This is a genomic window from Pollutimonas sp. M17 (genome assembly GCF_025836975.1).
Taxonomy (GTDB): Bacteria; Pseudomonadota; Gammaproteobacteria; order Burkholderiales; family Burkholderiaceae_B.
Map to the genome: position 1 here is coordinate 2,319,788 of NZ_CP107548.1, position 26,871 is coordinate 2,346,658.

25 protein-coding genes are annotated in these 26,871 nt (G+C 61.4%); 9 read left to right on the forward strand and 16 right to left on the reverse strand.

Annotated elements, in window-relative coordinates; all coding sequences use genetic code 11:
* Nucleotides 1-134 precede the first annotated feature (134 nt).
* The 13 genes from rfaD to gyrA form a co-directional block, all read right to left on the reverse strand.
* Nucleotides 135-1,130 carry an ADP-glyceromanno-heptose 6-epimerase gene (rfaD, locus tag OEG81_RS11010; protein ID WP_264129282.1) on the reverse strand — a complete coding sequence of 332 codons (996 nt, stop codon included), beginning with the start codon at nt 1,128-1,130 and terminating at the stop codon, nt 135-137.
* Complete coding sequence (gene rfaE1 / locus OEG81_RS11015) at nt 1,127-2,056, reverse strand: D-glycero-beta-D-manno-heptose-7-phosphate kinase (RefSeq protein WP_264129283.1); 930 nt, start codon at nt 2,054-2,056, stop codon at nt 1,127-1,129. Before rfaE1 ends, rfaD begins: the two co-directional genes overlap by 4 nt.
* Entirely contained in the window at nt 2,053-3,324 is a 1,272-nt protein-coding gene (gene lapB / locus OEG81_RS11020; protein ID WP_264129284.1) for a lipopolysaccharide assembly protein LapB, read from the reverse strand. The genes rfaE1 and lapB overlap by 4 nt, the downstream gene beginning before the upstream one ends.
* A 21-nt stretch (nt 3,325-3,345) precedes the next feature.
* The gene (locus tag OEG81_RS11025) at nt 3,346-3,669 is read right to left on the reverse strand and encodes a lipopolysaccharide assembly LapA domain-containing protein (protein ID WP_264129285.1); all 324 of its coding nucleotides are present in this window, start codon (nt 3,667-3,669) and stop codon (nt 3,346-3,348) included.
* Nucleotides 3,670-3,813: 144 nt separating this feature from the next.
* Nucleotides 3,814-4,179 carry an integration host factor subunit beta gene (locus tag OEG81_RS11030; protein ID WP_264129286.1) on the reverse strand — a complete coding sequence of 122 codons (366 nt, stop codon included), beginning with the start codon at nt 4,177-4,179 and terminating at the stop codon, nt 3,814-3,816.
* A gap of 5 nt (nt 4,180-4,184) precedes the next feature.
* Nucleotides 4,185-5,900, reverse strand: coding sequence for a 30S ribosomal protein S1 (gene rpsA, locus OEG81_RS11035; RefSeq protein ID WP_264129287.1), 1,716 nt, complete (start codon nt 5,898-5,900; stop codon nt 4,185-4,187).
* A 97-nt stretch (nt 5,901-5,997) separates the two neighbouring features.
* A complete protein-coding gene (gene cmk / locus OEG81_RS11040) occupies nt 5,998-6,696 on the reverse strand; it encodes a (d)CMP kinase (RefSeq protein ID WP_264129289.1) in 699 nt (232 codons plus the stop codon).
* Complete coding sequence (aroA, locus tag OEG81_RS11045) at nt 6,693-8,015, reverse strand: 3-phosphoshikimate 1-carboxyvinyltransferase (RefSeq protein ID WP_264129291.1); 1,323 nt, start codon at nt 8,013-8,015, stop codon at nt 6,693-6,695. The genes cmk and aroA overlap by 4 nt, the downstream gene beginning before the upstream one ends.
* Nucleotides 8,012-8,920, reverse strand: a complete 909-nt coding sequence (locus tag OEG81_RS11050) for a prephenate dehydrogenase (protein ID WP_264129292.1) — start codon at nt 8,918-8,920, stop codon at nt 8,012-8,014. The genes aroA and OEG81_RS11050 overlap by 4 nt, the downstream gene beginning before the upstream one ends.
* Nucleotides 8,917-10,053 carry a histidinol-phosphate transaminase gene (hisC, locus tag OEG81_RS11055; RefSeq protein WP_264129293.1) on the reverse strand — a complete coding sequence of 379 codons (1,137 nt, stop codon included), beginning with the start codon at nt 10,051-10,053 and terminating at the stop codon, nt 8,917-8,919. The genes OEG81_RS11050 and hisC overlap by 4 nt, the downstream gene beginning before the upstream one ends.
* 12 nt (nt 10,054-10,065) lie before the next feature.
* Nucleotides 10,066-11,151 carry a prephenate dehydratase gene (pheA, locus tag OEG81_RS11060; protein WP_264129294.1) on the reverse strand — a complete coding sequence of 362 codons (1,086 nt, stop codon included), beginning with the start codon at nt 11,149-11,151 and terminating at the stop codon, nt 10,066-10,068.
* A complete protein-coding gene (gene serC, locus OEG81_RS11065) occupies nt 11,144-12,277 on the reverse strand; it encodes a 3-phosphoserine/phosphohydroxythreonine transaminase (protein WP_264132574.1) in 1,134 nt (377 codons plus the stop codon). Before serC ends, pheA begins: the two co-directional genes overlap by 8 nt.
* Entirely contained in the window at nt 12,271-14,985 is a 2,715-nt protein-coding gene (gyrA, locus tag OEG81_RS11070) for a DNA gyrase subunit A (protein WP_264129296.1), read from the reverse strand. Before gyrA ends, serC begins: the two co-directional genes overlap by 7 nt.
* A 415-nt stretch (nt 14,986-15,400) precedes the next feature.
* Here gyrA and ompA point away from each other — a divergent pair, with 415 nt between their 5' ends.
* The 3 genes from ompA to gph all read left to right on the forward strand — a co-directional run bounded on the left by ompA (nt 15,401) and on the right by gph (nt 17,472).
* A complete protein-coding gene (gene ompA / locus OEG81_RS11075; RefSeq protein ID WP_264129297.1) occupies nt 15,401-15,985 on the forward strand; it encodes an outer membrane protein OmpA in 585 nt (194 codons plus the stop codon).
* A gap of 81 nt (nt 15,986-16,066) precedes the next feature.
* Nucleotides 16,067-16,801 carry a bifunctional 2-polyprenyl-6-hydroxyphenol methylase/3-demethylubiquinol 3-O-methyltransferase UbiG gene (gene ubiG / locus OEG81_RS11080; RefSeq protein WP_264129298.1) on the forward strand — a complete coding sequence of 245 codons (735 nt, stop codon included), beginning with the start codon at nt 16,067-16,069 and terminating at the stop codon, nt 16,799-16,801.
* A 5-nt stretch (nt 16,802-16,806) separates the two neighbouring features.
* Complete coding sequence (gene gph, locus OEG81_RS11085) at nt 16,807-17,472, forward strand: phosphoglycolate phosphatase (RefSeq protein WP_264129299.1); 666 nt, start codon at nt 16,807-16,809, stop codon at nt 17,470-17,472.
* A gap of 29 nt (nt 17,473-17,501) precedes the next feature.
* On the opposite strand, the gene OEG81_RS11090 is transcribed toward gph, so the two are convergent.
* Nucleotides 17,502-19,124 (reverse strand): methyl-accepting chemotaxis protein, encoded by a 1,623-nt coding sequence (locus OEG81_RS11090; protein WP_264129300.1) that lies wholly within the window; start codon nt 19,122-19,124, stop codon nt 17,502-17,504.
* 230 nt (nt 19,125-19,354) lie between these two features.
* Between OEG81_RS11090 and OEG81_RS11095 the strand changes: the two genes are divergently transcribed.
* Together OEG81_RS11095 and OEG81_RS11100 are read left to right on the forward strand one after the other, a co-directional pair.
* Nucleotides 19,355-19,885, forward strand: a complete 531-nt coding sequence (locus OEG81_RS11095; protein WP_264129301.1) for a hypothetical protein — start codon at nt 19,355-19,357, stop codon at nt 19,883-19,885.
* 168 nt (nt 19,886-20,053) lie between these two features.
* Nucleotides 20,054-21,277, forward strand: coding sequence for an alpha/beta hydrolase family protein (locus OEG81_RS11100; protein WP_264129302.1), 1,224 nt, complete (start codon nt 20,054-20,056; stop codon nt 21,275-21,277).
* A 15-nt stretch (nt 21,278-21,292) separates the two neighbouring features.
* Here OEG81_RS11100 and OEG81_RS11105 read toward each other — a convergent pair whose 3' ends face one another.
* Entirely contained in the window at nt 21,293-21,550 is a 258-nt protein-coding gene (locus OEG81_RS11105; protein WP_264129304.1) for a hypothetical protein, read from the reverse strand.
* 504 nt (nt 21,551-22,054) lie between these two features.
* Entirely contained in the window at nt 22,055-22,738 is a 684-nt protein-coding gene (locus OEG81_RS11110; protein ID WP_264129305.1) for a DedA family protein, read from the reverse strand.
* Nucleotides 22,739-23,282: 544 nt separating this feature from the next.
* Between OEG81_RS11110 and OEG81_RS11120 the strand changes: the two genes are divergently transcribed.
* The 4 genes from OEG81_RS11120 (at nt 23,283) to OEG81_RS11135 (ending at nt 26,854) form a co-directional block, all read left to right on the forward strand.
* Nucleotides 23,283-23,762, forward strand: a complete 480-nt coding sequence (locus tag OEG81_RS11120; RefSeq protein ID WP_264129306.1) for a carboxymuconolactone decarboxylase family protein — start codon at nt 23,283-23,285, stop codon at nt 23,760-23,762.
* A 73-nt stretch (nt 23,763-23,835) separates the two neighbouring features.
* Entirely contained in the window at nt 23,836-24,756 is a 921-nt protein-coding gene (locus tag OEG81_RS11125; RefSeq protein WP_264129307.1) for an MBL fold metallo-hydrolase, read from the forward strand.
* Nucleotides 24,757-24,963: 207 nt separating this feature from the next.
* Nucleotides 24,964-25,986, forward strand: a complete 1,023-nt coding sequence (locus OEG81_RS11130; protein WP_264129308.1) for a LysR family transcriptional regulator — start codon at nt 24,964-24,966, stop codon at nt 25,984-25,986.
* Between the two features lie 112 nt (nt 25,987-26,098).
* Entirely contained in the window at nt 26,099-26,854 is a 756-nt protein-coding gene (locus OEG81_RS11135) for an SDR family oxidoreductase (RefSeq protein WP_264129309.1), read from the forward strand.
* The last annotated feature ends 17 nt before the right edge of the window (nt 26,855-26,871 follow it).

The window sequence follows — 26,871 nt, forward strand, 5'->3', positions numbered from 1 at the left end:
GGCGCCGTCCGTGGACGGACGCTGCCCCTTCCAAGCTCGATGATCCCCGTATGGCGCCGGAGCGGATAGCGGCCTCACAGGCATTGATCCATGCGTAAACCTACCTGGGCGCGCCGCCGCCGCGCCTTTGCCTCCTAGATGCGGCCCTGCTCCAGCAAGGCCCGGACGTAGTGCGCGACTCCCGTCTGGACGTCGCGGAACGGCTTGTCGTAGCCGGCGGCGCGCAACTGCGTCAGGTCCGCCTGCGTGTGGCTTTGATAGCGCCCCTTCAGGTCGTCGGGAAAAGCGATGTACTGGATGGCTTTCTGGCTGACCAGTTCCTGCAAGGGCAGCTCGGGCAGGTCCCGGCTGGCGCGCAAGGTATTGACCACGGTGCGTGCCACATCGTTGAAGGGCTGTGCCCGCCCCGTCCCGCAATTGAATATGCCCGATTTTTGGGGATGATCGAGAAAGAACAGGTTGACGTCCACCACGTCATCGACATAGATGAAATCACGCAGTTGCCCGCCATCGACATAGCCGTCCCAGCCGCCGAACAGCCTGACATGCCCTTCGGCCTGGAACTGGTTCATATTGTGGAAGGCGACCGACGCCATCCGGCCCTTGTGCTGCTCGTTGGGCCCGTAGACGTTGAAGTAGCGCAGGCCCACGACGGGCGCGGCCAGCGTATCCAGATGGCGGCGCAGCACCTGATCGAACAGGAACTTGGAATAGCCGTAGACGTTCAACGGCGATTCATACAGGGGATCTTCGGCATACACCGGCCCCGCGCCGTAGACCGCCGCCGACGAGGCGTAGATCAGGGGAATCCTGGCGGCCTGACAGTGCTGGAACAACTCAAGCGTTACGCGGTAATTGTTGTCCAGCATGTAGTGGCCGTTGCGCTCCGTGGTGTCCGAGCATGCCCCCTGATGAAAAACGGCCTCGATATTCTGGATCTGCCCCTTGGCGATGCGCTGGCGAAAATCGTCCTTGTGCAGGTAATCGGCGATTTTTCCGTCCACCAGATTCAGGAACTTGTCGCCCTCGGTCAAATCGTCGACCACCAGGATATCGGTATGGCCGCGCCGGTTCAGGCCGCGCACGATATTGCTGCCGATGAAGCCGGCGCCTCCGGTTACTACAATCATGATAGTTCTCCCGCGGTAACGACCGAAGTTCCAAGCTTTCCCACCACCACGCCGCCGGCGCGATTGGCCCACGACACCGCGTCGAACCATGGCAGCCCCGCCGCGCGGGTGACAGCCAGGGCGGCCAGTACGGTATCGCCCGCGCCCGAGACGTCGAAGACCTCGTGGGCATGCGCATCGGTGTGCTGGCGGCCCTCTTCGGTGAACAGGGTCATGCCCTGCTCCGATCGCGTCACCAGCAGGGCCTCCAGGTCCAGGTCGTTGCGCAGTCCTTGCGCGCGCCGCTCTAGGTCGTCCTCGTCTTTCCAGCGCCCGACGGCGTCCTGCATTTCCGAACGGTTGGGGGTAATGACGGTGGCGCCCCGATAGCGCTGGTACAAATGCCCCTTGGGATCGACCAGCACCGGTACGCCGGCCTCGCGCGCCGCGGCGATCAGCACCTCGACCCGGTCCAGGGCGCCTTTCGCGTAATCGGACAGCACCAGCATGTCGTGCTGCGCGACCAATTGCCTGGCCAGGGCATCGAGCCGGTCCAGGCATGGCGCGCCGGGACCTTCTTCGAAATCCACGCGCAGCAGTTGCTGCTGCCGCCCCAGCACCCGCATTTTCAGCGTGGTGGGCGAGGCGTCGTCGGTGACCAGGCAGGAATTGATGCCCGCTTCGCGAGCCAGCGCCGCAACCTTGGCCCCCGCCTCGTCGCTGCCGACGATGCCCAGCAGGCTGGCCTGCGCGCCCAGAGCCACGATATTGCGGGCAACATTGGCGGCGCCGCCCAGCCGGTCTTCGCGGCGCGCGACGCGCACCACCGGAACCGGCGCCTCGGGCGAAATGCGATCGACTTCTCCAAACCAGTAGCGGTCAAGCATGATATCGCCCGCCACCAGTACTTTTACGCGGCTTACCGCCTCTGCCGGAAACGGCATCATTTCATCTCCTCCAGACGGCGAGGTTCATAGGTTTCCCAGGAATTGCAGCCCGGGCACTGCCAGTAGAAATGGCGCGCCTCGAAACCGCACACACGGCAGGCATAGCGGTCCAGCCGCTGGGTATGCTTGTGGATCAGGGAGCGCAACAGGCTCAGGTCGGCGCCCGAGGCAATGTCGGCCGCGGCCGTATTGGCCTGGGCCACGCGATTCGCGCCGTCGGCCGCGTCGACGATGGGGTTCTGGTCTTCGTAGGCCGCCAGTTCGGCTTCAAGCAGCCTGTCCAGCCCCAGCAGCGAGGGGTGTGCGCGCAGCGCTTCGCGGGCAAACGCCCAGGCGGGCTTGTACCCCTGCTGGGCGCGCAGTTCGCGAAACACCACATTGAACATGTCCAGCGAAGGATAGCGCAGGTAGTGCGCACGCAGCACCTCGAGGCCTTCGGCCTGCTGCCCCACCCGGCGATAGCATTCGAGCAGGTCGCCGGCGATCAGGCTGGCGTATTCGGGCGCGATGGTCAGCACCGAAGCCAGATAGGCCCGTTCGCGCTCGGGCTTATTGTCCAGGCGCGACAGCTGCGCCCGCAGCATGGCGATGCGCGCCTCGGAGGCCTGCCCACGAGCCTGGCCCCGCAATGCGGCCGCCGCATGGTCGGCCGCATCCAGCGCCTCGCTGGCGGCGGTCAGGTCGGGGGATTTGCCCGCCATGGCCGATACCGCGCGTTCGCATTGATAGTGCACCAGCTGGGGGACCGGCTCGTCGATCAGGGCGCGCAGCCGCTTGACCGCTTCGATGGCGCGCGGCCAGTCGTGCTCGGACTCGTAAATGCGTATCAGCGCCCGCACGGCCGGCACGGCGAAACGCGTATCGAGGACTTGCTCGAAAGCCTGCTCGGCGCGATCCAGCATGCCGGCCTTCAGGAAATCCTGGGCCAGTTCATGCTGGGCGCTTTCGCGGTCGGCCTGCGGCAGATCGGCGCGGGAAAGCAGGCTTTGATGCACCCGGATCGCTCGTTCCATTTCGCCCCGCCGGCGAAACAGGCTGCCCAGCGCAAAATGCAGCTCGGACGTTTCGGGGTCGAGCTTGGCGACCTCGATGAAGGCATCGATGGCCCTGTCGGGCTCTTCGTTGAGCAGGAAATTCAGCCCCTTGAAATAGGAATTCGGCAAGGATCGCGTTTCGGAAAGCATCTGCCGAAAATCCACGCGCGCCGCGATCCATCCAAGCGCGAAGAGCAGAGGCAGAAATATCAACCACCAGGGTTCAAAGTCCACTGAGTTCAACCTTGTTGCGGATTACAGGGGAGCCAGAGGCGCGACGGTTTCGGGAGCCACCGCCGCGGCGGGCACGTTGGGATGCCGGCTTTGCTCTTCCAGTTTGGCCAGCTCGCGCCTGAGCCGGGCCGCTTCGCGGCGGCGGCGCATGATGGACGGCGCGGCAATCAGCAGTCCGAAGACCACGCCCAGCACAAACACCGCCAGCATGACGACGATAAGGGGCACGCCCGTAACGACATGGTCGGCGAAAAAGCTCACGTCCACCGGCCCGGTGTTCTTCAGGGCGAACATCAGGACGACGACGAACACGGCCAGTCTCAAGATCCAAACCAGGTAACGCATGGGAATACTCCATAAATCGGGAATCCGATAATTGTAAGGGGAATCGGGCGCGAATCCCGCTTATGCGCCAAATAGAAAAGGGCCCCCGTGCTGGAGGCCCTGTTTCAGCAATTGCGCCAATGGCAATGACGAGTCGAATCAGGCTTAACCGTGCATCATGCGCGTATCAAGCTGCCCCAGCGCGAAGACGGGCTCGGGGCCGTCTTCGTCGGCCGGAGCCTGCGCGTCGCAGGCCGAATCGACCCGTTCGCGCAGTTCCTTGCCGGGCTTGAAATGCGGCACCTGCTTGCCAGGCACCATGACTTTCTCGCCCGATTTGGGATTGCGGCCTATGCGCGGCGAACGTTCGGACAAGGAAAAGCTTCCGAATCCGCGGATCTCGATGCGCTGACCGCCGGCCAGAGCCTGGGTCATGGCATCGAGCACCGTTTTAACGGCGTAATCCGTGTCGCGCGCCGCCAGCTGCGGGTAGCGGCTGGCAAGAATCGCTATCAGTTCCGACTTGGTCACGCCAATTAACCGTCGTCGCGCTGCTGGTCGAGCTTGGCCTTGAGCAGAGCGCCCAGGTTGGTCGTGCCGGAGGAGGCACTGGCTTCGGACATGCGCTGGATGGTATCGGCGGTTTCGGCATTGTCGCGCGCCTTGATCGACAACTGGATCGAGCGCGTCTTGCGGTCGATGTTGACGATCATGGTTTCGACGTTGTCGCCGACATTCAGCACGGTGCTTGCATCTTCGACGCGGCCGGCCGAGATTTCGGATGCGCGCAGATAGCCCTCGACGTCGACCGACAGGGTCACGACAGCGCCCTTGGCTTCGACAGACTTGATGACGCCGGGAACGACGGCACCCTTGTCATAGGTGGCCACGAAGTTGTTGAACGGATCGCCTTCCAGCTGCTTGATGCCCAGCGAGATGCGTTCCTTGTCGGTGTCGATGCCCAGAACCACGGCGTCGATCTCGTCGCCCTTCTTGAAGTTGCGCACGGCTTCTTCGCCGGTTTCGGTCCAGGAAAGGTCGGACAGGTGAACCAGGCCGTCGATGCCGCCGGGCAGGCCGACAAACACGCCGAAGTCGGTGATGGACTTGATGGCGCCACGGACCTTGTCGCCACGCTTGAAGTTGATGGAGAACTCTTCCCAGGGATTCGCGCGGCACTGTTTCATGCCCAGCGAAATGCGGCGGCGGTCTTCGTCGATTTCCAGAACCATGACTTCGACTTCTTCGCCCAGAGTGACTACCTTGCGCGGATCGACGTTCTTGTTGGTCCAGTCCATTTCGGACACGTGCACCAGGCCTTCGATGCCGGCTTCGACTTCAACGAACGCGCCGTAGTCGGTCAGGTTGGTGACCTTGCCGAACAGGCGGGTGCCTTGCGGGTAGCGGCGGGCAAGGCCGACCCAGGGATCTTCGCCCAGTTGCTTGACGCCCAGCGAGACGCGGCTCTTTTCCTGGTCGAACTTGAGAACCTTGGCTTCGACTTCCTGACCCACTTGCAGGACTTCCGAAGGATGGCGGACACGGCGCCATGCCATGTCGGTGATGTGCAGCAGGCCGTCGATGCCGCCCAGGTCGACGAACGCGCCGTAATCGGTGATGTTCTTGACCACACCCTTGACCACAGCGCCTTCGCTGAGGGTCTCGAGCAGTTTCTGGCGCTCTTCACCCATGCTGGCTTCAAGGACCGAGCGACGCGACAGCACAACGTTGTTGCGCTTGCGATCGAGCTTGATGACCTTGAATTCCATGGTCTTGCCCTCGTAGGGCGTGGTGTCCTTGACCGGACGCAGGTCGACCAGCGAACCGGGCAGGAAGGCGCGGATGCCGTTGGTCATGACGGTAAGACCGCCCTTGACCTTGCCGGTGATCGTGCCGGTAACCATTTCGCCCGATTCCAGGGCTTGCTCCAGTTGCAGCCAGGCCGACAGGCGCTTGGCGCGGTCACGCGACAGGATGGTGTCGCCGTAGCCGTTTTCGAGCGAATCGATGGCGACCGATACGAAATCACCCGCTTCGACTTCGAGCTCGCCCTGATCGTTCAGGAATTCTTCAAGAGGGATCAATGCCTCGGACTTGAGGCCGGCATTGACCACGACGAAATTGTGATCGATGCGCACGACTTCGGCGGAAATTACCTCACCGGACTTCATGTCCTGGTTTTTGATACTTTCGGCAAACAGGTCGGCAAAGCTTTCGCCGCCGGTGGCGACAGAGGTGGAAATGGTGGACATTAAGTTAAATCCAAAAGCCGGAAATGGCTGTTAAAAACACACCGGGACGCAAAGCCCCAGTGGAGTAAAAAATAATCCCGGACACCCGTGGCAAGCTTCAGTCAGCCCGCCTGGCAGCCGCCCGGAACCCCAGGCTCGACCAGTGATCGAGTACTATCCCGACCGTTTCATCGATGCTCAAACTTGATGAATCGACCGTTTTTGCGTCAGGCGCCGCGACTAGCGGTGCGTTCGCCCTGTTGCGGTCGCGCTCATCGCGCGCACGCATATCTTCCAACAGGCCCGATAGATTAGCAGAAATCCCCTTTTCCTTCAACTGCTTACAGCGCCTTTCCGCCCTCGCCCGCACATCGGCCACCAAAAATATCTTCAGCGGCGCGTCCGGAAACACCACCGTGCCCATGTCACGGCCATCGGCCACCAGGCCCGGCGCCAGACGAAAGGCCCTCTGGCGCTCCAGCAAGGCCTGGCGCACCGGTCCATAGGCGGCGACCCTGGAAGCCAGGTTGCCGATGCTCTCCTGGCGGATCAGGGCGCCCACGTCCTGGCCATCAAGCAAAACCTGCTCGCCCTGGAATGAGACGTCCAGGTCCAGGGCGACCCCGGCCACCGCGGCCTCGTCGCCCACATCCACACCCTTCTGCTGCGCGGCCAGGGCCGTCAGCCGGTATAGCGCACCGCTGTCGAGCACCGCCCAGCCCAGAGCCTGGGCGACCCGATGGGCTATGGTGCCTTTGCCGGAGGCCGTGGGGCCGTCGATGGTGATGACGGGGATATCTGCCGACGCTGAAGTCATGCTCGCACCAGTTCGCGGAATACGGAAAAATAATCGGGAAAAGTCTTGCTGACGCAGTCCGGATCCAATATGGTCACCGGCACCGGGCCAAAGGCGGCCAGCGAGAAGCACATGGCCATGCGGTGATCGTCGTAGGTTTTTATCGAGGCCGACTTCCATTCCGACGAGGCGATGGGGGTCACCCTCAGCCAATCGGGGCCGGACTCCACCTGTGCGCCCAGCTTCTGCAATTCGGTATGCATGGCATGGATGCGGTCGGTCTCCTTCACTCGCCAACTGCCGATATTGCGCAACATGCAGGGGCCGTCGGCATACATCGCCAAGGCGGCGGCGGTCATGGCCGCATCGGGAATCAGGTTGAAGTCGCGGTCGAAGGCCTTGAGCTTTTCGCCTTCGGCCACCCGCGGGCCGCTGACCTCGATGGAATCGGGGCGGCGCACGACCGTCGCTCCCATTTCCTGCACGACGTCCGCAAACGCCATGTCGCCCTGGATGCTGTCCGATCCCGCCCCTTGTATATGGACCGGGCCTCCGCCAATGGCCCCCAGGGCCATGAAGTAGGACGCCGTCGACGCATCGCCCTCGATGGCGATGCGACCCGGCGAGGTGTAGCGCGATCCGGCGGGAATCACAAAACGCCGCCACCCGTCGCGCTGAACCTGCACGCCGAATCTGGCCATCAGATTCAGGGTGATCGATATATAGGGCTTGGAAATAAGCTCGCCGTCGACCTGGATCGCCACATCGGTCGATGCGCGCGAGGCATGGATGGGCGCGGCCATCAGCAAGGCGGTCAGGAACTGGCTGGATACCGACCCCTTGACCCGGACGGGTTTGTCCGCCCGGATGCCGCCCCGGCCTATCGCCAGCGGCGGGTAGCCCGGGTTCCCCAGGTAGCGGACGTCCGCGCCCAGGGCCGCCAGGGCATCCACCAGATCGCCTATGGGCCGCTCATGCATCCGGGGCACGCCGGACAGCCGGTAATCCCCGCCCATCACCGCCAGGGCGGCGGTCAGAGGGCGGAAGGCGGTCCCGGCATTGCCCAGGAACAGTTCCGCGCTTTGCGTCGTGAATGGACAGTGGCCTCCGATGCGCGCCCTGTCCGTTCCGTCCAGCTCGACCTGCACGCCCAGCTGGCTCAAGGCCGCCAGCATCACCCGCGTATCGTCGGAATCGAGCAGTCCGTCCAGCTGCGTCACGCCGTCGGCCAGCGCCGCCAGCAACAGCACCCGATTGGAAATGCTTTTGGATCCCGGCAACTTCACCTGGCCCGATGCGGCGCGCACCGGCTGCAAACATAAACTGGGACTCATCGTCATGACAAACCGCTCCTGCTACCCCAAAAACGGCGCGCCAGCGCCGCACGTTCCAGAAAATCCTGCAGCTTGTCGCCGTCGGCGTCTTCCAGCGCCTGTTCGGCTTGCTCCAGGGCGTCCTTCACTTCGCGCAGCTCGGCCAGCACGGCGGGCCGGTTGCTCAGGAAGATATCCCGCCACACTTCGGCCGAACCGGCCGCAATGCGCGTAAAGTCTCGAAAGCCGGTGCCGGCCAACGCCATGCGCAGGTCCGAGTCCTGCGCCGTCGCCACCTGCCACATGAAGACCGACGACAGGAAATGCGGGACATGGCTGACCGACGCCAGCACCGTGTCGTGGATATCGGGCTCCATGCTCAGCACCCGGGCGCCGCAGCTCTCCCACGCTCGCGTCACATAGGCCTTTGCCGCGGCGGTATTTTCGGCCAGGGGCGTGAGGACCGTGGTGCGTCCCCTGTACAGCGATGCATCGGCCGCTTCGGGGCCGGTTTTTTCGGCGCCGGCTATCGGATGGCCCGGCACGAATTGTCCGATCCGGTCGCCCAGCGCCGAACGCGCCGCGGCAACCACGTCGGCCTTGGTGCTGCCTGCGTCGGTGACCAGGGTTTCAGGGCGCAGCAAAGGCCGCAGTTCGGCCATCACTGCGGCGGTGGCGCCTACCGGCATCGCCAGAAAGATCAGGTCGGCCCGCGCCGCGGCCTGCTCCAGGGTGGCGATCTCGTCGATCAGGCCCAGCCTGCGCGCCTGGGCCAGCGAGGCGGCCTGGCGTCCCACGCCCAATACCCGGCCGACGGCGCCGGCCTGGCGCAGGGCGCTGGCGAATGAACCGCCTATCAGTCCGACGCCTACGACGGCCAGCACCGGCATCCACGGCTGAGCCTGCACCGAAGAGGCGGTGGGGCCGCTCATGGCGCCCTGAGGGTGGCCGTCAACGCATCCAGAAAACGGGCGTTCTCGTCGGGCAGGCCTATGGAAACGCGCAGCCATTCCGGCAATCCGTCGCCCGCCACCGGGCGAACGATCACGCCCTGCTTGAGCAACTCCAGATTGATGCGTGCGGCATCGCCCACGCGCACCAGCACGAAATTGCCATAGCTGGGCACGAATTCCAGGCCCAGGCGCGTGAACCCCTCGACCAGGACCTGCTTGCCCGTCTTGTTCAATTCATAGGACTGCTGCAGGAAGGCCGCATCGCCCAGGGCCGCGATGGCGGCCACTTGCGCCAGGCTGTTGACGTTGAACGGCTGCCGCACGCGATTGAGCACGTCGGTCAATCCGGGCTGGGCGATGGCGTAGCCCACCCGCAAGCCGGCCAGCCCATAGGCCTTGGAGAAGGTGCGCGAGACGATCAGGTTGCCATACTGCTCGATCCAGCGAGCGCTGTCGAAACGGAATTCGGGGTCCAGGTATTCGTTGTAGGCCTCGTCCAGCAGAACCGTGACCCGGTCGCCCCAGCGATCGTGCACCCGGGCCAGAAACGCCGCGATCCGGTCGGCCGGCAGAAAGGTTCCCGTGGGGTTGTTGGGATTGGCAATGAAGACCAGCCGGGTGTCCTCGTCGATGGCGTCGTACATGGCATCCAGGTCATGGCCATAATCGCGCGCCGGCACCATGATGTGGCGCGCGCCCCGCGCCTGCGTGGCCAGCCGGTACACGGTGAACGCATGCTGCGCATAAACGGCCGATGCGCCCGGCGCCAGCAGGGCCAGCGAGGCCAGTTCCAGCAAATCGTTCGAGCCATTGCCCAGGGTGATCCAGTCGGCCGGCACGCCGTAGCGCGCCGACAGGGCCGCCTTCAGCTCGAAACCGTTGGGATCGGGATAGCGGCCCAGGCCGCTTATGGCGTCCGCCATGGCGCGCCGCGCCGACTCGGGCAGTCCCAGGGGGTTTTCATTCGAGGCCAGCTTGACGATGCCGGCGGGGTCCAGCTTGAACTCGCGCGCCAGTTCGCCTATGGGCTTGCCTGCCTGGTAAGGGGCGATGGCCAGCACATAATCGGGGACGGCCGCTGCGGCGGCCTTTTTAGTGTCTTCTAGGTTCATGCCAGCCTGTTCCTACTGCCTGGGATAGGATCCCAATACCTTGAAAAAAGCGACCTGTTTCTTCAGGTCGGCCAGTGCCTGCGCGACCGCCGGCTCATTGCGATGGCCCAGCAGGTCGACGTAGAAATAATATTCCCACTGGCCGGTGCGCGCCGGGCGCGACTCCAGGCGCGTCATGGACACCCCGTTGGCCGCCAGCGGGGCCAGCATGTCGTAGACGGCACCGGCGCGATTGGGCACGGCCAGGATGATGCTGGTCTTGTCGCTGTCGGTCGGCAGTGTCTCTATGGCCCCGACCGCGAGGAATCGCGTCCGGTTCTGCGGATCGTCCTGGATGCCCGAGGCCACGATTTGCAGATCCCAGGCTTGCGCCGCGGTTGCCCCCGCGATGGCGGCCACCGTGGGATCCTGGGAAGCCATGCGCGCCGCTTCGCCGTTGCTGGACGCCGCATCGCGCGCAAGCCGCGGATAATGCTGGGTCAGCCACGCCTGGCATTGCGCCAGCGCCTGCGGGTGCGCCATCACGCGCGTGACGCCGTCCAGCGTACCGGACTGCGTCATCAGGTTGTGATGGATTTTTATCGAACGCTCGCCCAGCACCTTCAGGGGCGAATTCAGCAAGAGATCGAGGGTGCGATTGACCGCGCCCTCCGTGGAATTCTCGACGGGAACCATGCCGACGTTGGCCTGCCCGGCCTCGACCGCGCGAAACACTTCGTCGAAGGAATCGCAGCGCAGGCGGGTGACCGAATGGCCGAAATGCTCCAGCGCGGCCTGTTCCGAAAACGAGCCCTGCGGCCCGAGGAAAGCCACCGTCAGCACGCTTTCAAGCCCGCGGCAGGTGGAGATGATCTGTGTCCAGACGGCATCGATGGCCTGCTCGGTAAACGGTCCCTTGTTCAGTTCCTGCAGGCGCCGGATGACCATGGCTTCGCGTTCGGGCTTGAGCACCGGGCCGTCCAGGTCGAACTCCTGTTTGACCTTGCCGACTTCCTGGGCGGTGGCGGCGCGCTGGTTGAGCAGATCCAGGATCTGCTCGTCCAGCGCATCGATGCGTTCTCGCAAAGGCAGCAGGCGGGCCTGCAATGAATTATCCATGTCGGCGCTCGAAGTCCTGCAAGTAAGAAATCAGTGCCTGCACCGCCTCCAGCGGTACGGCGTTATAAATGGAGGCGCGCATGCCGCCCACGCTCTTGTGCCCTTTCAGCTGCATGAGCCCGGCGGCCTCGGCCTCGGACAGGAAGGCCGCGTTCAGCGACTCGTCGCGCAGGAAAAACGGCACGTTCATGCGCGACCGCGACGCCGCATGCACCCGGCTCACATAGAACCGGGAATCGTCCAGATAGGAATACAGGGCCTGCGCCTTGGCGATGTTGGCGGCCTGGATGGCGGCCACACCGCCCTGGCGCTTGAGCCACTTGAACACCAGGCCGGCGATATAAATGGCGTAGGTGGGCGGTGTGTTGAACATGGAGCCCGCAGCCGCCACGTTCGCGTAATCGAAGGCCGATGGGCACACCGGCAGCGCATGGCCCACCAGCTCCTTGCGGATGATGACGACGGTCACGCCGGCCGGCCCGGCATTTTTCTGGGCGCCCGCGTACACCATGGACGCCTTGGAAAAGTCGATGGGGCGCGACAGGAAATGCGACGATGCATCCACCACCAGCGGCACCTGGGCGGCGCCCAGCGACGCCATGTCGGGCCAGTCGGCGAACTCGACGCCGCCTATGGTCTCGTTGCTGCACAAGTGCAGGTACGCCGCATCGGGCCTGACCTTCCAGTCCTGCACCTTGGGGAACCAGGTCCAGGGGTCCTGCTTCACACCGTCCAGCGTGGCCTCGGCGCCGCTGCTTGCCGCGATGGCGATATCGCCGTAGCGCTGGGCCTCTTTGTGCGACTTGTTCGACCAGATCCCGGTAAGAATGTAGTCGGCCTTGCCCGATCCATTACGGCCGATCAGGTTCAGGGGCACGATGGCATTCTCGGCCGTCGCGCCGCCCTGCATGAACAGGACTTCGAAATCGTCGGGCACGCCCAGCAATTCGCGCAGATCGGCTTCGGCTTCGTCGCGTATCTGCGTGAACTGCTTGCCGCGGTGGCTCATTTCCATGACCGACATGCCGCAGCCGTGCCAGTCCGTCATCTCAGAGGCCGCCTGCTGCAGCACTTCCAGCGGCAGGGCCGAAGGGCCCGCCGAAAAATTCCATGGACGCATTACGATGGTTCCCCGCTGCCTTCGGAATCGGAATCGGAGCCGGCGGAATCGCCTTCAGCGGCCTGGTCCGGTGAAACGCCGGCATCGTCGCCCGCCGCCTCGGCCGTTGATCCGCCATCGATTTCGACGATGACGTCGTCATCGGCATCGCTTTCGACCACGCGGCGCACGCCCGACAACATGCTGTCGTCATCCACGCTGATCAGGGTCACGCCCTGCGTCGCGCGGCCCATTTCACGGATTTCCGACACCCGCGTGCGGACCAGCACGCCGCCGGTGGTGATCAGCATGATCTCGTCCGACGGCATGACCAGCACCGCGCCGACCACCTTGCCGTTGCGCGCCGTGGTCTGGATGGCGATCATGCCCTTGGTGCCGCGCCCATGGCGGGTGTATTCGCTTATCGAGGTGCGCTTGCCGAAGCCGTTTTCGGTGGCCGTCAGCACGCTTTGCGACTCGTCGCCCGCCACCAGCATGGCGATCACGGCCTGGCCGTCTTCCAGCATCATGCCGCGCACGCCCCGCGCCGTGCGGCCCATGGGGCGCACGTCGTTCTCGTCGAAGCGCACCGCCTTGCCCGCGTCCGAAAACAGCATGACGTCATGCTTGCCGTCGGTCAGGTCGGCGCCGATCAGGTAGTCGCCCTCGTCCAGCGCCACGGCGATGATGCCGGCCTTGCGCGGATTCGAGAAATCGGACAAGGGCGTTTTCTTGACCGTGCCGCGCGAGGTGGACATGAACACATAGTGGTCTTCGCTGAATTCCTTGACCGCCAGCACCACGGTGATCTTCTCGCCGTCGAGCAGCGGGAACATATTGACGATGGGGCGTCCGCGCGAGTTGCGCGAACCTTGAGGCACTTCCCAGACCTTCAGCCAGTACACGCGGCCCCGGTCGGAGAAGCACAGCAGGTAATCGTGCGTATTGGCAATGAACAGCTGGTCTATCCAGTCGTTTTCCTTCATGGCCGTGGCCTGCTTGCCCCGCCCGCCGCGCTTCTGGGAACGGTACTCGGACAGCGGCTGGCTCTTGATATAGCCCGTCTGCGACAGGGTCACCACCATGTCCATGGGAGTGATCAGGTCTTCGGTATCGAGCTCGGTGGCATTGCGCTCGATATCCGAGCGGCGCACATCCTTGGTGGACGTGGAGAATTCCGCCTTGATGGCCAGAAGCTCGTCGCCGATGATGGTCGTTACGCGTGCGGGCCGCGCCAGGATGTCCAGCAGGTCGGCGATGGTCGCCATGATGTCTTTGTATTCGCCGACGATCTTGTCCTGCTCCAGGCCCGTCAGGCGTTGCAGACGCATGTTCAGGATTTCCTGGGCCTGGGTGTCGCTCAGGCGATACAGCCCGTCGCCCTGCAGGCCGAAGCCCTCGGGCAGCGATTCGGGCCGGTAGGCCGCGCGGCCCCCCGGCGTGTCGCCCTGGTCGGCCCGCTGCAGCATCTCGCGCACCAGCGACGAATCCCAGGATCGCGCCATCAGTTCCTGGCGCGCCACGGGCGGCGTCGGCGCCGCCTTGATGATGGCGATGAAGTCATCGATATTGGCCAGGGCCACGGCCAGGCCCTCCAGCACATGGCCGCGCTCGCGCGCCTTGCGCAGCTGGAATACCGTACGGCGCGTCACGACCTCGCGGCGATGCAGCAGGAAGTACTCGACCATCTGCTTCAGGTTCAGCAGGCGGGGCTGGCCGTCGACCAGGGCCACCATATTCATGCCGAAGGTATCCTGCAGCTGCGTATTCTTGTACAGGTTGTTCAGGACCACTTCCGGAACTTCGCCGCGCTTGAGCTCGATGACCAGACGCATGCCGTCTTTGTCGGATTCGTCGCGGATATCGGAAATACCCTCTATCTTCTTCTCGTTGACCAGTTCGGCAATCTTTTCCTGCAGGGTCTTCTTGTTGACCTGGTAGGGTATGGCATCGATGATGATGGCCTGCCGATTGCCCTTTTCCATGTCCTCGAAGTGGGTTTTCGCGCGCATGATGACGCGTCCCCTTCCGCTGCGGTAGCCCTCGCGCACGCCGGACAGGCCATAGATGATGCCCCCCGTGGGGAAATCCGGCGCGGGGATCAGTTCGATCAGTTCGTCGATGGTGCAATCCGGGTTGCGCAGGCAATACAGGCAGCCTTCGATGACCTCGGACAGATTGTGGGGCGGAATATTGGTCGCCATGCCCACCGCGATCCCCGAACTGCCGTTGACCAGCAGATTGGGCAGGCGCGAAGGCAGCAGCAGGGGCTCGCTTTCGCTGCCGTCGTAGTTGGGCCCGAAGTCGACGGTTTCCTGGTCGATGTCGGCCAGCATCTCGTGCGCGATCTTGGCCAGGCGGATTTCGGTGTAACGCATGGCCGCCGCGCTGTCGCCGTCGACCGAACCGAAGTTGCCCTGCCCGTCGACCAGCATATAGCGCAGGGAGAAGTCCTGGGCCATGCGCACGATGGTGTCATACACGGCCGAGTCGCCATGCGGGTGATACTTACCGATGACGTCGCCAACGATACGCGCCGACTTCTTGTAAGCGCGGTTCCAGTCGTTATTGAGCTCATGCATGGCAAAGAGCACGCGCCGATGCACCGGTTTCAGGCCGTCCCGAACGTCCGGTAAGGCGCGCCCCACGATCACGCTCATGGCGTAATCGAGATAACTGCGGCGCATTTCCTCTTCCAGCGAAATTGGAAGGGTCTCCTTGGCGAAGGAATCCATAGCGTGTCTTAAGCGTAAAAGTCGTGAAGTCTGGCCGATGTCGGGCGAATGGGAAATTCTAGCACTTCCCTACATAAGCTCTCCCGGGCATGCGCGGGGGCATGCAGACATGTGGCAAGCCGGCTTAAACAAGACCTTTCGCCCGATCACTTGATAAACCACTTTAAGCGCATGAGGGCGTTGTCAAAAACCAACATTTATCGGAGAGATAAGGTAGAAAACCGGATATCTGGCGGATATGTATCATTCGTGCTTAACGAACCACCCAGAAATGCCGTAAGATTCGCCCTAACACGCATGAATCCAGCGCAACTCTTTGATCATCAATGGTGTTGCTATACTGGCTCCGTTTTCTTGATATGCGGCGGGGATTCGCTGCGGTCACTTACCAGCATTAAGCTCAACGAGGAGAAACATGAATAAACCCTCCAAAATCGCACTAGCACTCGCCATTGCCGCCGCAACGGCGTCTGGCGCTGTATCTGCACAAACCGTCGATAACTGGCGCAACCCGTTTGGCGACGTTTGGAAAAACGGCACCAACGAACTGTGCTGGCGTGACAACTTCTGGACCCCCGCCACCGGCATCCCCGGCTGCGACGGCGTACCAGTTGCTCAGGCTCAAGCTCCCGTGGTCGCTCCTACCGCTACCAAAGTTGTCCTGAATGCTGACACCTTCTTCGACTTCGACAAAGCCACCATCAAGCCTGAAGGCCGTCAAGTCCTGGATCAAGTTGCCGCGCAAGCCAACACCATCAATCTGGAAACCCTGATTGCAACGGGCCACACCGATTCCATCGGTACCGAACAGTACAACCTGGGCCTGTCGCAGCGTCGTGCCAACTCGGTCAAGGCCTACCTGGTCAGCAAGGGCATTTCCGCCGATCGCATCTACGTCGAAGGCAAGGGCGAATCCAGCCCCGTCGCTTCGAACAAGACTCGCGAAGGCCGTGCCCAGAACCGCCGCGTAGAGATCGAAATCGTTGGTACCCGCAAGTAATACATCACTGTAATACCTGCAGCGTTCAACGCTACAATAAGGGCTCCGCACTGCGGGGCCCTTATCATTTCCGGACAGCCCATGAACACGACAGCCACTTCTTCATCCAGCAGCAAGCACAACGTCGATCAGGCTGAACTGGATAAATTCAGCGCCCTGGCCTCACGCTGGTGGGATCCCGAAAGCGAATTCAAGCCTTTGCACGCCATCAATCCGCTGCGCCTGGGCTGGATACAGGATCAGGCGGGCCCGCTTTCGGGCAAGACAGTGCTGGATGTAGGCTGCGGCGGCGGCATCCTGGCCGAGAGCATGGCGCAAGCCGGCGCCCAGGTTACCGGGATAGACCTCGCAGAAAAATCCCTGAAGGTCGCCAAGCTGCACGGGCTGGAATCCGGCGTTCCGGTCGATTACCAGGCCATCAGCGCCGAAGACCTCGCCAGCCGGCAGCCCGCCCGCTACGACGTGGTCACCTGCATGGAAATGCTGGAGCACGTACCCGATCCCGCTTCCATCGTCAGGGCCTGCGCCACGCTGGTCAAGCCGGGCGGCTGGGTGTTCTTCTCCACCCTGAACCGCAACCCCAAGTCATTTCTCTTTGCCATTGTGGGCGCCGAATACGTTTTGCGCATGCTTCCGAAGGGTACGCACAGCTACGAAAACTTCATCAAGCCCAGCGAACTGGCGGCAGCCGCGCGCCAGGCGGGCCTGGCGCTTGTGCAAATGGCCGGCATGGAATACAACCCCATCATTGATCTGTATAAACTCAGCGGCGACACGTCGGTCAATTACCTGATGGCAAGCCGCCGCGAAAATTGATCCTTATGCGCAAACTGGTTTTATTCGACTTGGACGGCACGCTCGCCGACACCGCTCCCGATCTGGCCGCCGCAGCCAACAGACAAAGAAGCCGCAAAGGCCTGCCGCCCCTGCCCTATGAAGCCTTGCGGCCCTATGCGTCGCATGGGGCGCGCGGCCTGCTGAAAGCCGGCCTCGACATGGACCCCGACCACCCCGACTACGAGGCCTGTCGCCAGCAGTTCCTGGAAGACTACGAACAGGACATGACCACCCACACCACGCTCTTTCCGGGTATCAAGCAGCTGCTGTCCACGCTGAAGGACCATGACTACGCCTGGGGCATCGTCACCAACAAGATGGAATACCTGGCCATGCCGTTGGTCGTGCATCTGGGCCTGTATACCGATTGCGCCGTCACGGTGGGCGGCGATACCACCAGCCACGCCAAGCCGCATCCGGCGCCGCTGCTGCATGCGGCCAAACAGGCGGGCTTCGACCCCTCGCAATGCATATACGTGGGAGACGACCAGCGCGACATCATCGCCGGCAAGGCCGCCGGCATGGCCACGGTGGTGGCCGCCTATGGCTATTGCGGCCAGGAAACCGCGCTGCACGCATGGCAGGCTGACGCCATCGCCGAATCGCCCGAAGACATCTGGCCCGCCGTCCAGGCCTGGGCGGTCCGCTAAGGGCGGCCCGCTCCCCGGCCGCCACCTTCCTATGCGGCCAGGCTGCGCACGGCCCTGATCTGACGCGGGGCTCTGTCCTGCGGCAATGCGACCGCCTCGCCGCGGACATCCAACCGGAAGGCACTGATCGCTTCCGTCAGCTGCGTGGCCTGGCCTTGCAGGCTGCCGGTCGAGGCGGCCGCCTCTTCGACCAGAGAGGCATTCTGGCGCGTCACCTGATCCATCTGCACGATGGCCTGATTGACCTGCTCTATGCCCACGCTCTGCTCGTTGCTGGCCATGGATATTTCGCCGACGATATCGGTAACGCGCTTCACGCTCGCCACGACTTCCTGGATGGTCGTGCCTGCTTCCCCGACCAGCTTGCTGCCCGCTTCCACCTTGCCGACCGCATCATCGATAAGCGCCTTGATTTCCTTGGCCGCCGTCGCGCTGCGCTGTGCCAGGCTCCGGACTTCGCTGGCAACCACCGCAAACCCCCTGCCCTGCTCGCCGGCACGAGCGGCCTCGACCGCAGCATTCAGGGCCAGGATGTTGGTCTGGAAGGCGATGCTGTCGATCACGTCGATGATATCGACGATCTTTCCGGCCGAGCTGTTGATGGACTCCATGGTCGCAACGACCTCGCCGGCGGCCCGGCCGCTTTTCTCGGCAATCTGCGAGGTCGATACCGCCAGTTGATTGGCCAGCTGGGCATTGTCGGCGGTCTGCTTGACCGTGGTGGTCAATTGCTCCATGGCCGATGCCGTTTCGGTCAGCGAGCTGGATTGCTCTTCGGTGCGTGAAGACAAATCCAGATTGCCCGCGGCGATCTGGCCGGACGCGCTTGCAATGCTGTGCGCGCCCTCCCGGACGTTGCCCACCAGCCTGGACAGGTTGTCGTTCATTTCATGCAGGGACTGCAGCAGTTGTCCCGTTTCATCGGTGGAATGCGCTTCGAACCGGGAAGTCAGGTCGCCTCCGGCGATGTTGCGCGCCACCTGGACGGCGCGCATCAAAGGATGTGTGATTCCCTTTGTCAGGCGCCACGCAAACAGCATCCCGAACAGCACCACGACCAATGACAGCCCCAGGATGACGCGGCGGCTGGATTGGTTCGACGCCGAAATGGCCTCGGACGTCTTGTCCATGTACTGCCGTTGGGACTCCACCAGTTCCTCGACCAGGCTCTGGTACTTGCGGGCGCCCGGAATGAACTCGTTTTCAAAGATGCGCTTGGCCTCTTCCGGATTGCCCGCCACTTTCTGTCGTGTCATGGCATCGCGCGTGGACAGGTAGATGGCACGCTGATCCATGATTTGCTGGAACAGCTCCTTTTCCGCATCCGCCTTGAGCAAAGGTATTATTTTCTTCTGGAGCTCGGCCGATGCGCTGGTGGCGGCGGCGGTTTCCTTGGAAAAATAGGGCCCCAGGGACGGATCCGTGCTTTTGGCGATGGCGATCGTGCGATTGACGCCATTGGTCAGGTTGCGATACCAGTCGCTGATCATCCGCTCTTTGGCCAGCGGCACTTCCATCATCTGCTGGTTGGCGGCATGCAAGGCCTGCAATTGCCAGATGCCCAGCCCTCCCGTCAGGACGGCCAGTGCCAGCACAATGCCAAAGCCCAGCGCCAGCCGGTTTCCAATACGCATATTCGTTAAAAAGTTCATTTTCCGGTATTTCCGAGGAATCATGGTTACAGGGACGCACCCGCTGGAAGACCTGGCGCGCATCAGTAGACCGATTCCAGGGAAAACCCTTAGTTGCGCCGGATTAACGGCGGAATATGAAGGCTCTTTAGGCAGGAATTTCAAATAAAAGCGTATCTGGCCCGGCGGACGTCGGGCACAGGGATTGCTGTCCACGGTGGACGCATGCCGTTGACGGGGGATAGACTGATATGGCTTGGCAAACACTATTTGGCGAACGGGCGACAACCAAGATCGCCGCAATCTTCGATACCGAAAGCGGGGCGGCATCCGCAGCGGCAACGCTGCATTCCGCCGTCGGCTTGCACACGACGCAATTGCGCCTGGTCAAGCCTTATGAGAAAGGCTATTCAAAGAAGCTGGAGCCCGAATCGCGCGGCATTGTGCGAACGGCCGTGCGCGCGCACCTGATTCTGGGCGCCGCCGGCGCCGTCGCCGGCGCGATCCTCTGGTGCGTGCTATATGCCCTCGAGCTGCCGGCCATCGTTTCATCGCCCCGTGCCAGCGCCGGCGCCATTCTTTTCTTCTCCGTCATCGGCGGCATGCTGCTGGGCGGGCTGATAACGGCCAGGCCCGATCACCAGTTGGTGATCCAGCGGGTACAGGAAGCCACCCAGGACGGCCGCTGGTCGCTGGTGGTGCATCCGCGCAGCCCGCGCCAGTGCGATGCGGTCATGGACACGCTTGCCCGCCTGGGGCCTGAAATCGTACGCAGCGTCTGACAGCGGCCTGCGAGGCATAGCCCCGACCGTACCGTTCTCCCGATCGGGTCGCTTCAAGACATATCATCAAAAGAATCCCCGATGCCTTCCCGGTGAGTTGCCTGCTATGCTTTGAGACGCTGCATAAGCCTCGGAGGGCTGTTTGCATGCGCCACCAAGGAAGCCATAATGAGCGAGACACTAAAGCGCGGCCGGACCCGTGTTCGGGGGTTCAACGATCCGGAAATGGATTTCCAGCTGATGCGCCAGCTGGGCGTGTCGCGTTACGGAGGCTCGTCCGTCGGCGAATGCCTGGCATTGGCCCAAAGCATACCGGATGCCGATCCCGATGCCTGGGTCAGCGCCTTCGCCCAGGCCGGCGAGCGCCAGTCGGTCGATGCAAGCGCCAGGTTGGCGCGCGGCCATCGCGTCAGCGCCAGCCAGCAATATCTGCTCGCCAGCAACAGCTACCGTGCGGCCGAGTACTACTGCGGCATGGCCGACCCCAAGCATGGGCAATACGGCCTGCTCAGCCGGCAGGCCTTTCTTGCCGCCATGCAGTGCGCAGGCCGGGATTGCGCCGAGGTCTGGATCGAGCTGGACGGCCAGAAGCTGCCCGCCTACCACATCCGCAATCCGCAGCGCTCCACGGGCCGCACACTGATGATCATCAGCGGTTTCGACGGGACACTGGAAGAAACCTATATGGCCCACGGCCTGGCGGCGCTGGAGCGCGGCCGCGATCTGTTCCTGTTTACGGGGCCTGGACAAATGGACACGCTGCGCTTCAATCCCGGCAGCCATTTTGTGCCGGATTTCGAACGCGCCGGCCGCGCGGCGGTCGACCATCTGCTGGCGCAACCCGATACCGCTCCCGACGCCCTGGCCCTGATGGGCATCAGCTTCGGCGGTTATTTCGCCTTGCGCATCGCGGCGGCCGACAGCCGGATCAAAGCTTTGATCCTCAATTCCCCGATCAGCGATCTGCATGCTTATATGAGCTCTTTCGTCGGATTCGATCCGGCGCAGATGCCGGACCCGGACGATTTCGGACCAGGCGATATCGACATGCTGCCCCCGGAAGCAATGAACGCCCAGACACGCGAAATGGCGCGCAACCTGATGCTCCGCTTCGGGCAGGCAAGCTTCAAGCAGACATACGTGGCCATGCGCGAGTTCCGGGTGCCCGATGAGGCCTTGGCCCGCATCGCATGCCCGGTGCTGGCCCTGGCGGGCGAAGGCGAGGGCGCCGAACCCTTGCGGCAGTGGCGGCACGTGCGGGAGCACGTTTCAGGACCGGTGGGGTACTACTGCTTTACCGCCCAAGAAGGCGCGGATGGACATTGCCAGACGGGCAACCTGGCGTTCTCGGCGGCGGTGTCCATGGACTGGCTGGACGAGACCCTGCCCTGATCGATGCCAGCCTGGTCACCAACCTGAACGCAGCCGCGCGGCCTGGGCCTGATTCAGGCGTCTTGCCTCCTCTTCGGCATAGTCCCGTTCCCCTTGCTCATACCGCCCTTCATGCATGCAGCTGCTGCGATTCCAGGCGCATGCGCCGCTGCCCGAGGATGCGGCGCCCGCACGCGGGCTGGAATCCGACCCTAGATCGAGTACGGAGCACCCGGAAACAAGCGCGGCAAGAAACAGCGCGATGCCGCATCGGTTCAATGTTTGAATGGACATTTTCCTGGCCCTGCAGAAATGCTATGGGCCTTTTATAGCACGCTACACGCCCCTTTACTGGTAACAAAAAATGCACGCCAACCGTCGGCGGCAGGATCACCGCCCAGCCCGACAAGGATTCGGTCAGTCCGGGCAACAAAGATCTGACGGGCGTTGTCAGACTGCACCGCAAGCGCCATCTTGCAGTAAAGATAAATTTGTCATCAGAGTTGAAGGACATCAACAATATTTTGGAGAGCATGGGCTTGTGTTGCCTGCAACCACCGTGATCCAAGCGCCTCTTCATGTCTTGCATCAACCTCGCTTCGGCGGGCTCTCTTTTGCACGTTTCAGCCCCGAAGGGGCTTTTTTTCGGCTGTTTCTTGCCCAGCCGGGAAGTCTGGAGGACACAGCTCGCATAGCTAACCCAGGCACCCTGAAAGGGCCGATATTTCTATCGGCCCCGTCTACGTTGTAGCGTTAAACATGAGTTGGCCAGAAATACAGCTTAAGCTGTCGCCAAAGCTATGGTTCCTCATCGGCAACGGTTTGCCGCAGCATTGAAATCGTACTGAGCGGTGCGAGTTTGATGAGCGGAGCGGCTCTGTGCCGGCTCTGCCATCGTGCTGCTATATAAGCAAGAACGATGAAGATCATCGCGATGGCACCAAGATATGCAAAACGAGTCAAGAGCGCCAGCGCTTGTGAAACGGTGTCCTGGAAGATATATCCCAAAGCCAGCGCGGAGCCGGCCCAGATCATGGAACCCATCGCGTCGTAAGCAAGGAACTTTCGCAAGCTTGTCCTGTTCGCCCCTGCAAGCAGTGTCGTCATTGCGCCGGCGCCCGGTAAAAACTTTGCAATCAATAATGTGTTAAGCCCATGTTTTCGATAAAAACCGGCGCTACGCATGACACACACTTCCGGTGACATGGACAGATGGCAGATTCTACGCGTCAATGTGCTACCGAACCGGCGGCCCATCCAGTACCACACGAGGTCGGCCGAAAGGCAGGCGAGAACAGCCATACCGAATATCTCGCAAAGTAAGGCGGCGTCAGCCAGGGTTGCCGGGAGCGAGCCGGCGACAATTAGTGAGGGATAGGCAGGCATAGGCAAACCGATCTGCTCCAGAAAAACCGTTGCGAACAAAAGTAGCTCGGTGTGCTCTTCGAAGGCCACCCGCACTAAATGAAGCAAATAGTCCATGAAGTTGTCTCCGTTTGATCTTCCTATGTAAAGCCAATTCTAGAGAGTCGCTTCATCACGCGGTAGGCTTGAAGAAGGTCCCACTATATTGCCCTCCGGACATCAATCGAAGCGCGTCATCATCTTGCTGAACTGCTTATCTACTCGAGACGAATCGTTGGCGTTGTAGATATGCCTACCCTCAGTTTCGCTGCCGAAGGTTGACCGGGATTGATACGAATGCGCACAGGCAACGCTGTACTACCTTCGTGAAGTTGCCTGTGGCATTGTGTGGGGCAATAGGGACATGGCTGACTCCGCCGGCCGGCCCCAGACTGTCTAGGGTTCGTTTCCGCTGCACTTCGGACTGCTGTAGAGTCTGCACCGTTCCCGAACCTTCAACCCACATGACGGCCCTATTTGGTGCGCATAGGGCAACACTGTGAGCATATTTGCAGGCCTACCGTCACACACCATTGCTACCTACCATGATGACACACGGCCTTCTGCCGTGATCAGTGTCCTGTAAACCAGGGCGCTCCCCCAATCGTCCTCTGGAGCAATCATGACACACCGTATCAATTACATTCAACAATCGCCTGAACTATTCAAGGCGTTCATGCAGTTCAGCAACGCCCTGAAGAACACCGCAATCGAAGAGTCAATTCGCGATCTGGTATCGATTCGCGCCTCTCAGCTGAACGGCTGCAGCTTCTGCCTCGATATGCATGTGAAGGAAGCGCGTATCCACGGCGAACGAGAACTTCGTATTCATCATTTGACAGCATGGCGCGAATCCACACTCTTTGAGCCCCGTGAACGCGCAGCGCTTGCTTGGACCGAAGTCCTGACGAAACTACCTGAACATGGCGTCTCCGACGAAATCTACGATCGAGTGCGCACTCAATTAAGCGAAAAGGAGCTTTCCGACCTGACGTTCGATGTGATGGCCATCAACGCATGGAATCGCGCAAACGTTGCGTTTAAAACTGTCCCGGGTTCGGCTGATAAGGCTTTCGGATTGGACAAAGCCAACCTCGCCTGAACGGCGACCTGTTCCCAGTCGCCCCACTGGCTTGCATTCCGGGGCATCGAAAAACCTATTTGGAGATTTAATCATGCTTAGTTTAGACGACACCCTTGCTCCCGACAGTGTGGATACCGCTGATCTGGTGCCATCACGTTACGCAGTGCAGATCGGCAACATTGACGTATTGGTGATCAGCGATGGAGTTCTACCGCTTCCCACCGCAATGCTCGGACATAATGCAGATCCCGTCGACCGGGCAGCCTGGATGGAAGACATGTTCTTGCCGCCGGACGCGTTCGATTGGGCACTGAACGTGGTCGTGGTACGCAGTGGCGAGCAAGTCATACTAATCGATGCTGGACTGGGGTCGGACCCCGACTTGCAGCTACCCCGTGCAGGGCAGACAGTAAAACGGCTGCAGTCCGCAGGCATCAATCTTGCCAGCGTGACCGATGTGGTACTCACTCATATGCATATGGATCACATCGGTGGACTACTTGTCGAAGGTGTGAAGGATCAACTGCGCCCCGACCTGCGTATCCATGTGGCGGCCGCCGAGGTAAAGTTTTGGGAGTCGCCCGACTTCTCCCTTACTTCGATGCCGACTGGGTTCCCCGATGCGCTTCGATCAACCGCGACGCGGTTCATAAAGGAGTACGGCAGCTACTTGCGACCGTTCGAGGACGAATACGAGGTAGCCCCGGGGGTGGTAGCCCGACGTACGGGTGGTCATACCCCAGGGCACGTCGTAGTTCGTGTAGCGTCCGACGGTGAGGGATTAACCTTCGCCGGCGACGCCGTGTTTACAGTTGGATTCGACCATCCCGACTGGTACAACGGCTTCGAACATGATCCTGAGGAAGCAGCTCGCGTTCGACGTGGCCTCTTACAGGAAGTCGCGACATCCGGCGAGTTGCTGGTGGCAACTCACCTGCCGTTTCCATCCGTTGGTCGAGTGGCGGTCGACGGCGACGCCTTCCGTTGGGTACCCGTCTTCTGGGACTACTGACCACTTGTCAAGTCTGGCCCGAGCAATCGGGCTTTCTCTTTGGAGGATTTTATGGCTATCCTAAAACAAGCCGCGTTCACCCTTGTGATGATCGTAGGCATACCGTTCTTCATCCCAGAGCATTAGGCCGCCTTGACATAATGTAATAGTTTGAAAAAACAAGACTGGCAGCGTCACACGAGGCAGTATTCATACGTCTAGTCAGGTATGAATACTCACGCTTTCCTCTCCACATCGCATGAGCAGCCGCGCCGTCCGCTTATCGGGGCGGCCGACTCACTCGCCAATACCTTCGTCACTAGTTATGCGGGTGTTATTGCATTTCTGGCCGTCGCCAATGAAGGCAGCTTCTCGCGTGCAAGTGAACGTCTGGGCATCGGACGCTCGGCGGTGAGCCGCAGCGTGCAAAAGCTTGAGGCACAGCTGGACGCTCGTTTATTTCACCGCACGACGCGCAGTACATCATTAACCCGCGAAGGCGAACTATTCTACGAAAACTGCCAGCCAGGCGTGATACGTATCGTGCGGGCGCTGGAGGACATGCGTGAACTGCGAAACGGCCCGCCAAGGGGGCACCTACGCATTCACTCGACGCTCGGCTTCGGGCGCAAGGTAATTGCTCCGCTGCTACAAAGCTTTCATGCACAGTACCCTGATATCACGCTGGAGCTTCTGCTGGACGACCGTCCTGCTGATTTCACCGCAGACCGTATCGACGTATCGTTTCGCGACGGCCGAATGGAAAACTGCGATATCGTAGCTCGCCAGTTGATTCCAATGCAGATGATCGTATGTGCTTCGCCTGGGTATGCGGCAGCCTATGACCTACCGCGCCATATCGATGATCTGGGTGAACATCACTGCATTAACTTTTGCACGACCTTGGGGCGTGCCAGAGAATGGGAGTTCAAGATCGATGGCTATGCCCAGAGATATGTTCCGTCCGCCCACCATACGTTCAATGATTTGGATCTGATTTTACAAGCGGTACTGAACGACCAGGGCATCGCACAACTTCCTGCTTACCTGGTATGCGACCTGCTCAATGACCGAAAACTGGTCGCTTGCCTGGCACAGTATGCTCCCGACGATGGCGGCCACTACCTATGCTATCTAAGTCGCAAACAGCTTCCTGCCAGAATTCGTGTATTCGTTGACTACATCACCGAACAAATTCGTTCGCTCGATATCCAATGCCTGACTACGCTGGTGAACGTGGCTGCGGCCTGACGAACCCTCCATTGATGCGCTCAATGCAACACCATGAGTCCGCTTTCGGCTCTACCGCATGTCCGGGCTCAACCCTACAATTTTCATATCCACCTACATCCAGGAGAATGCTATGAAAATCGTTGTCATTGGAGGCACCGGCCTCATCGGCAGCAAAGTGGTCGAAATATTAAAGGCGCAGGGACATGAGGTTATTGCCGCAGCTCCTGCAACAGGCATCAATACCATCACCGGTGAGGGTCTATCGCAAGCCATGGCAGGCACCTCTGTTGTCGTGGATCTTGCCAACTCCCCATCGTTCGCCGACGAAGATGTACTGGAGTTCTTTGAAACCTCTGGTCGCAATATCTTCGCCGCCGAAATTGCGGCCGGGGTACAACATCACGTTGCCCTGTCTGTTGTAGGAACGGACCGCCTGGCACAAAGCGGCTATTTCCGCGGAAAAATAGCGCAAGAGAAACTCATACGAGAGTCAGGCGTGCCATATACCATCGTTCACTCAACACAATTTTTCGAATTTCTCGGCGGCATTGCGCAGGCAGGCAGCTCAGGAGAAGCGGTTCGGATATCACCTGCGTTCTTCCAGCCGATTTCTTCGAGTGACGTCGCAGCGGCGGTAGCGGATTACGCAATTGGTGCTCCCTGCAATGGCATAGTCGAGATTGCTGGCCCAGAGCGTGTAAAGCTCTCTGACCTGGTCCAACGTTACCTGAAGGCAATCTCTGATTCGCGTAGCGTGGTAGAAGATGAACACGCTCTCTATTTCGGTGCGGAGCTTAAAAACGACACGCTGATGCCCAAGGCCAACCCCCGCCTTGGCGCCGTGAACTTTGATACATGGCTTGCCCAGTCGCACGTATCGAAATAGGTGACAAGCTCAGCACG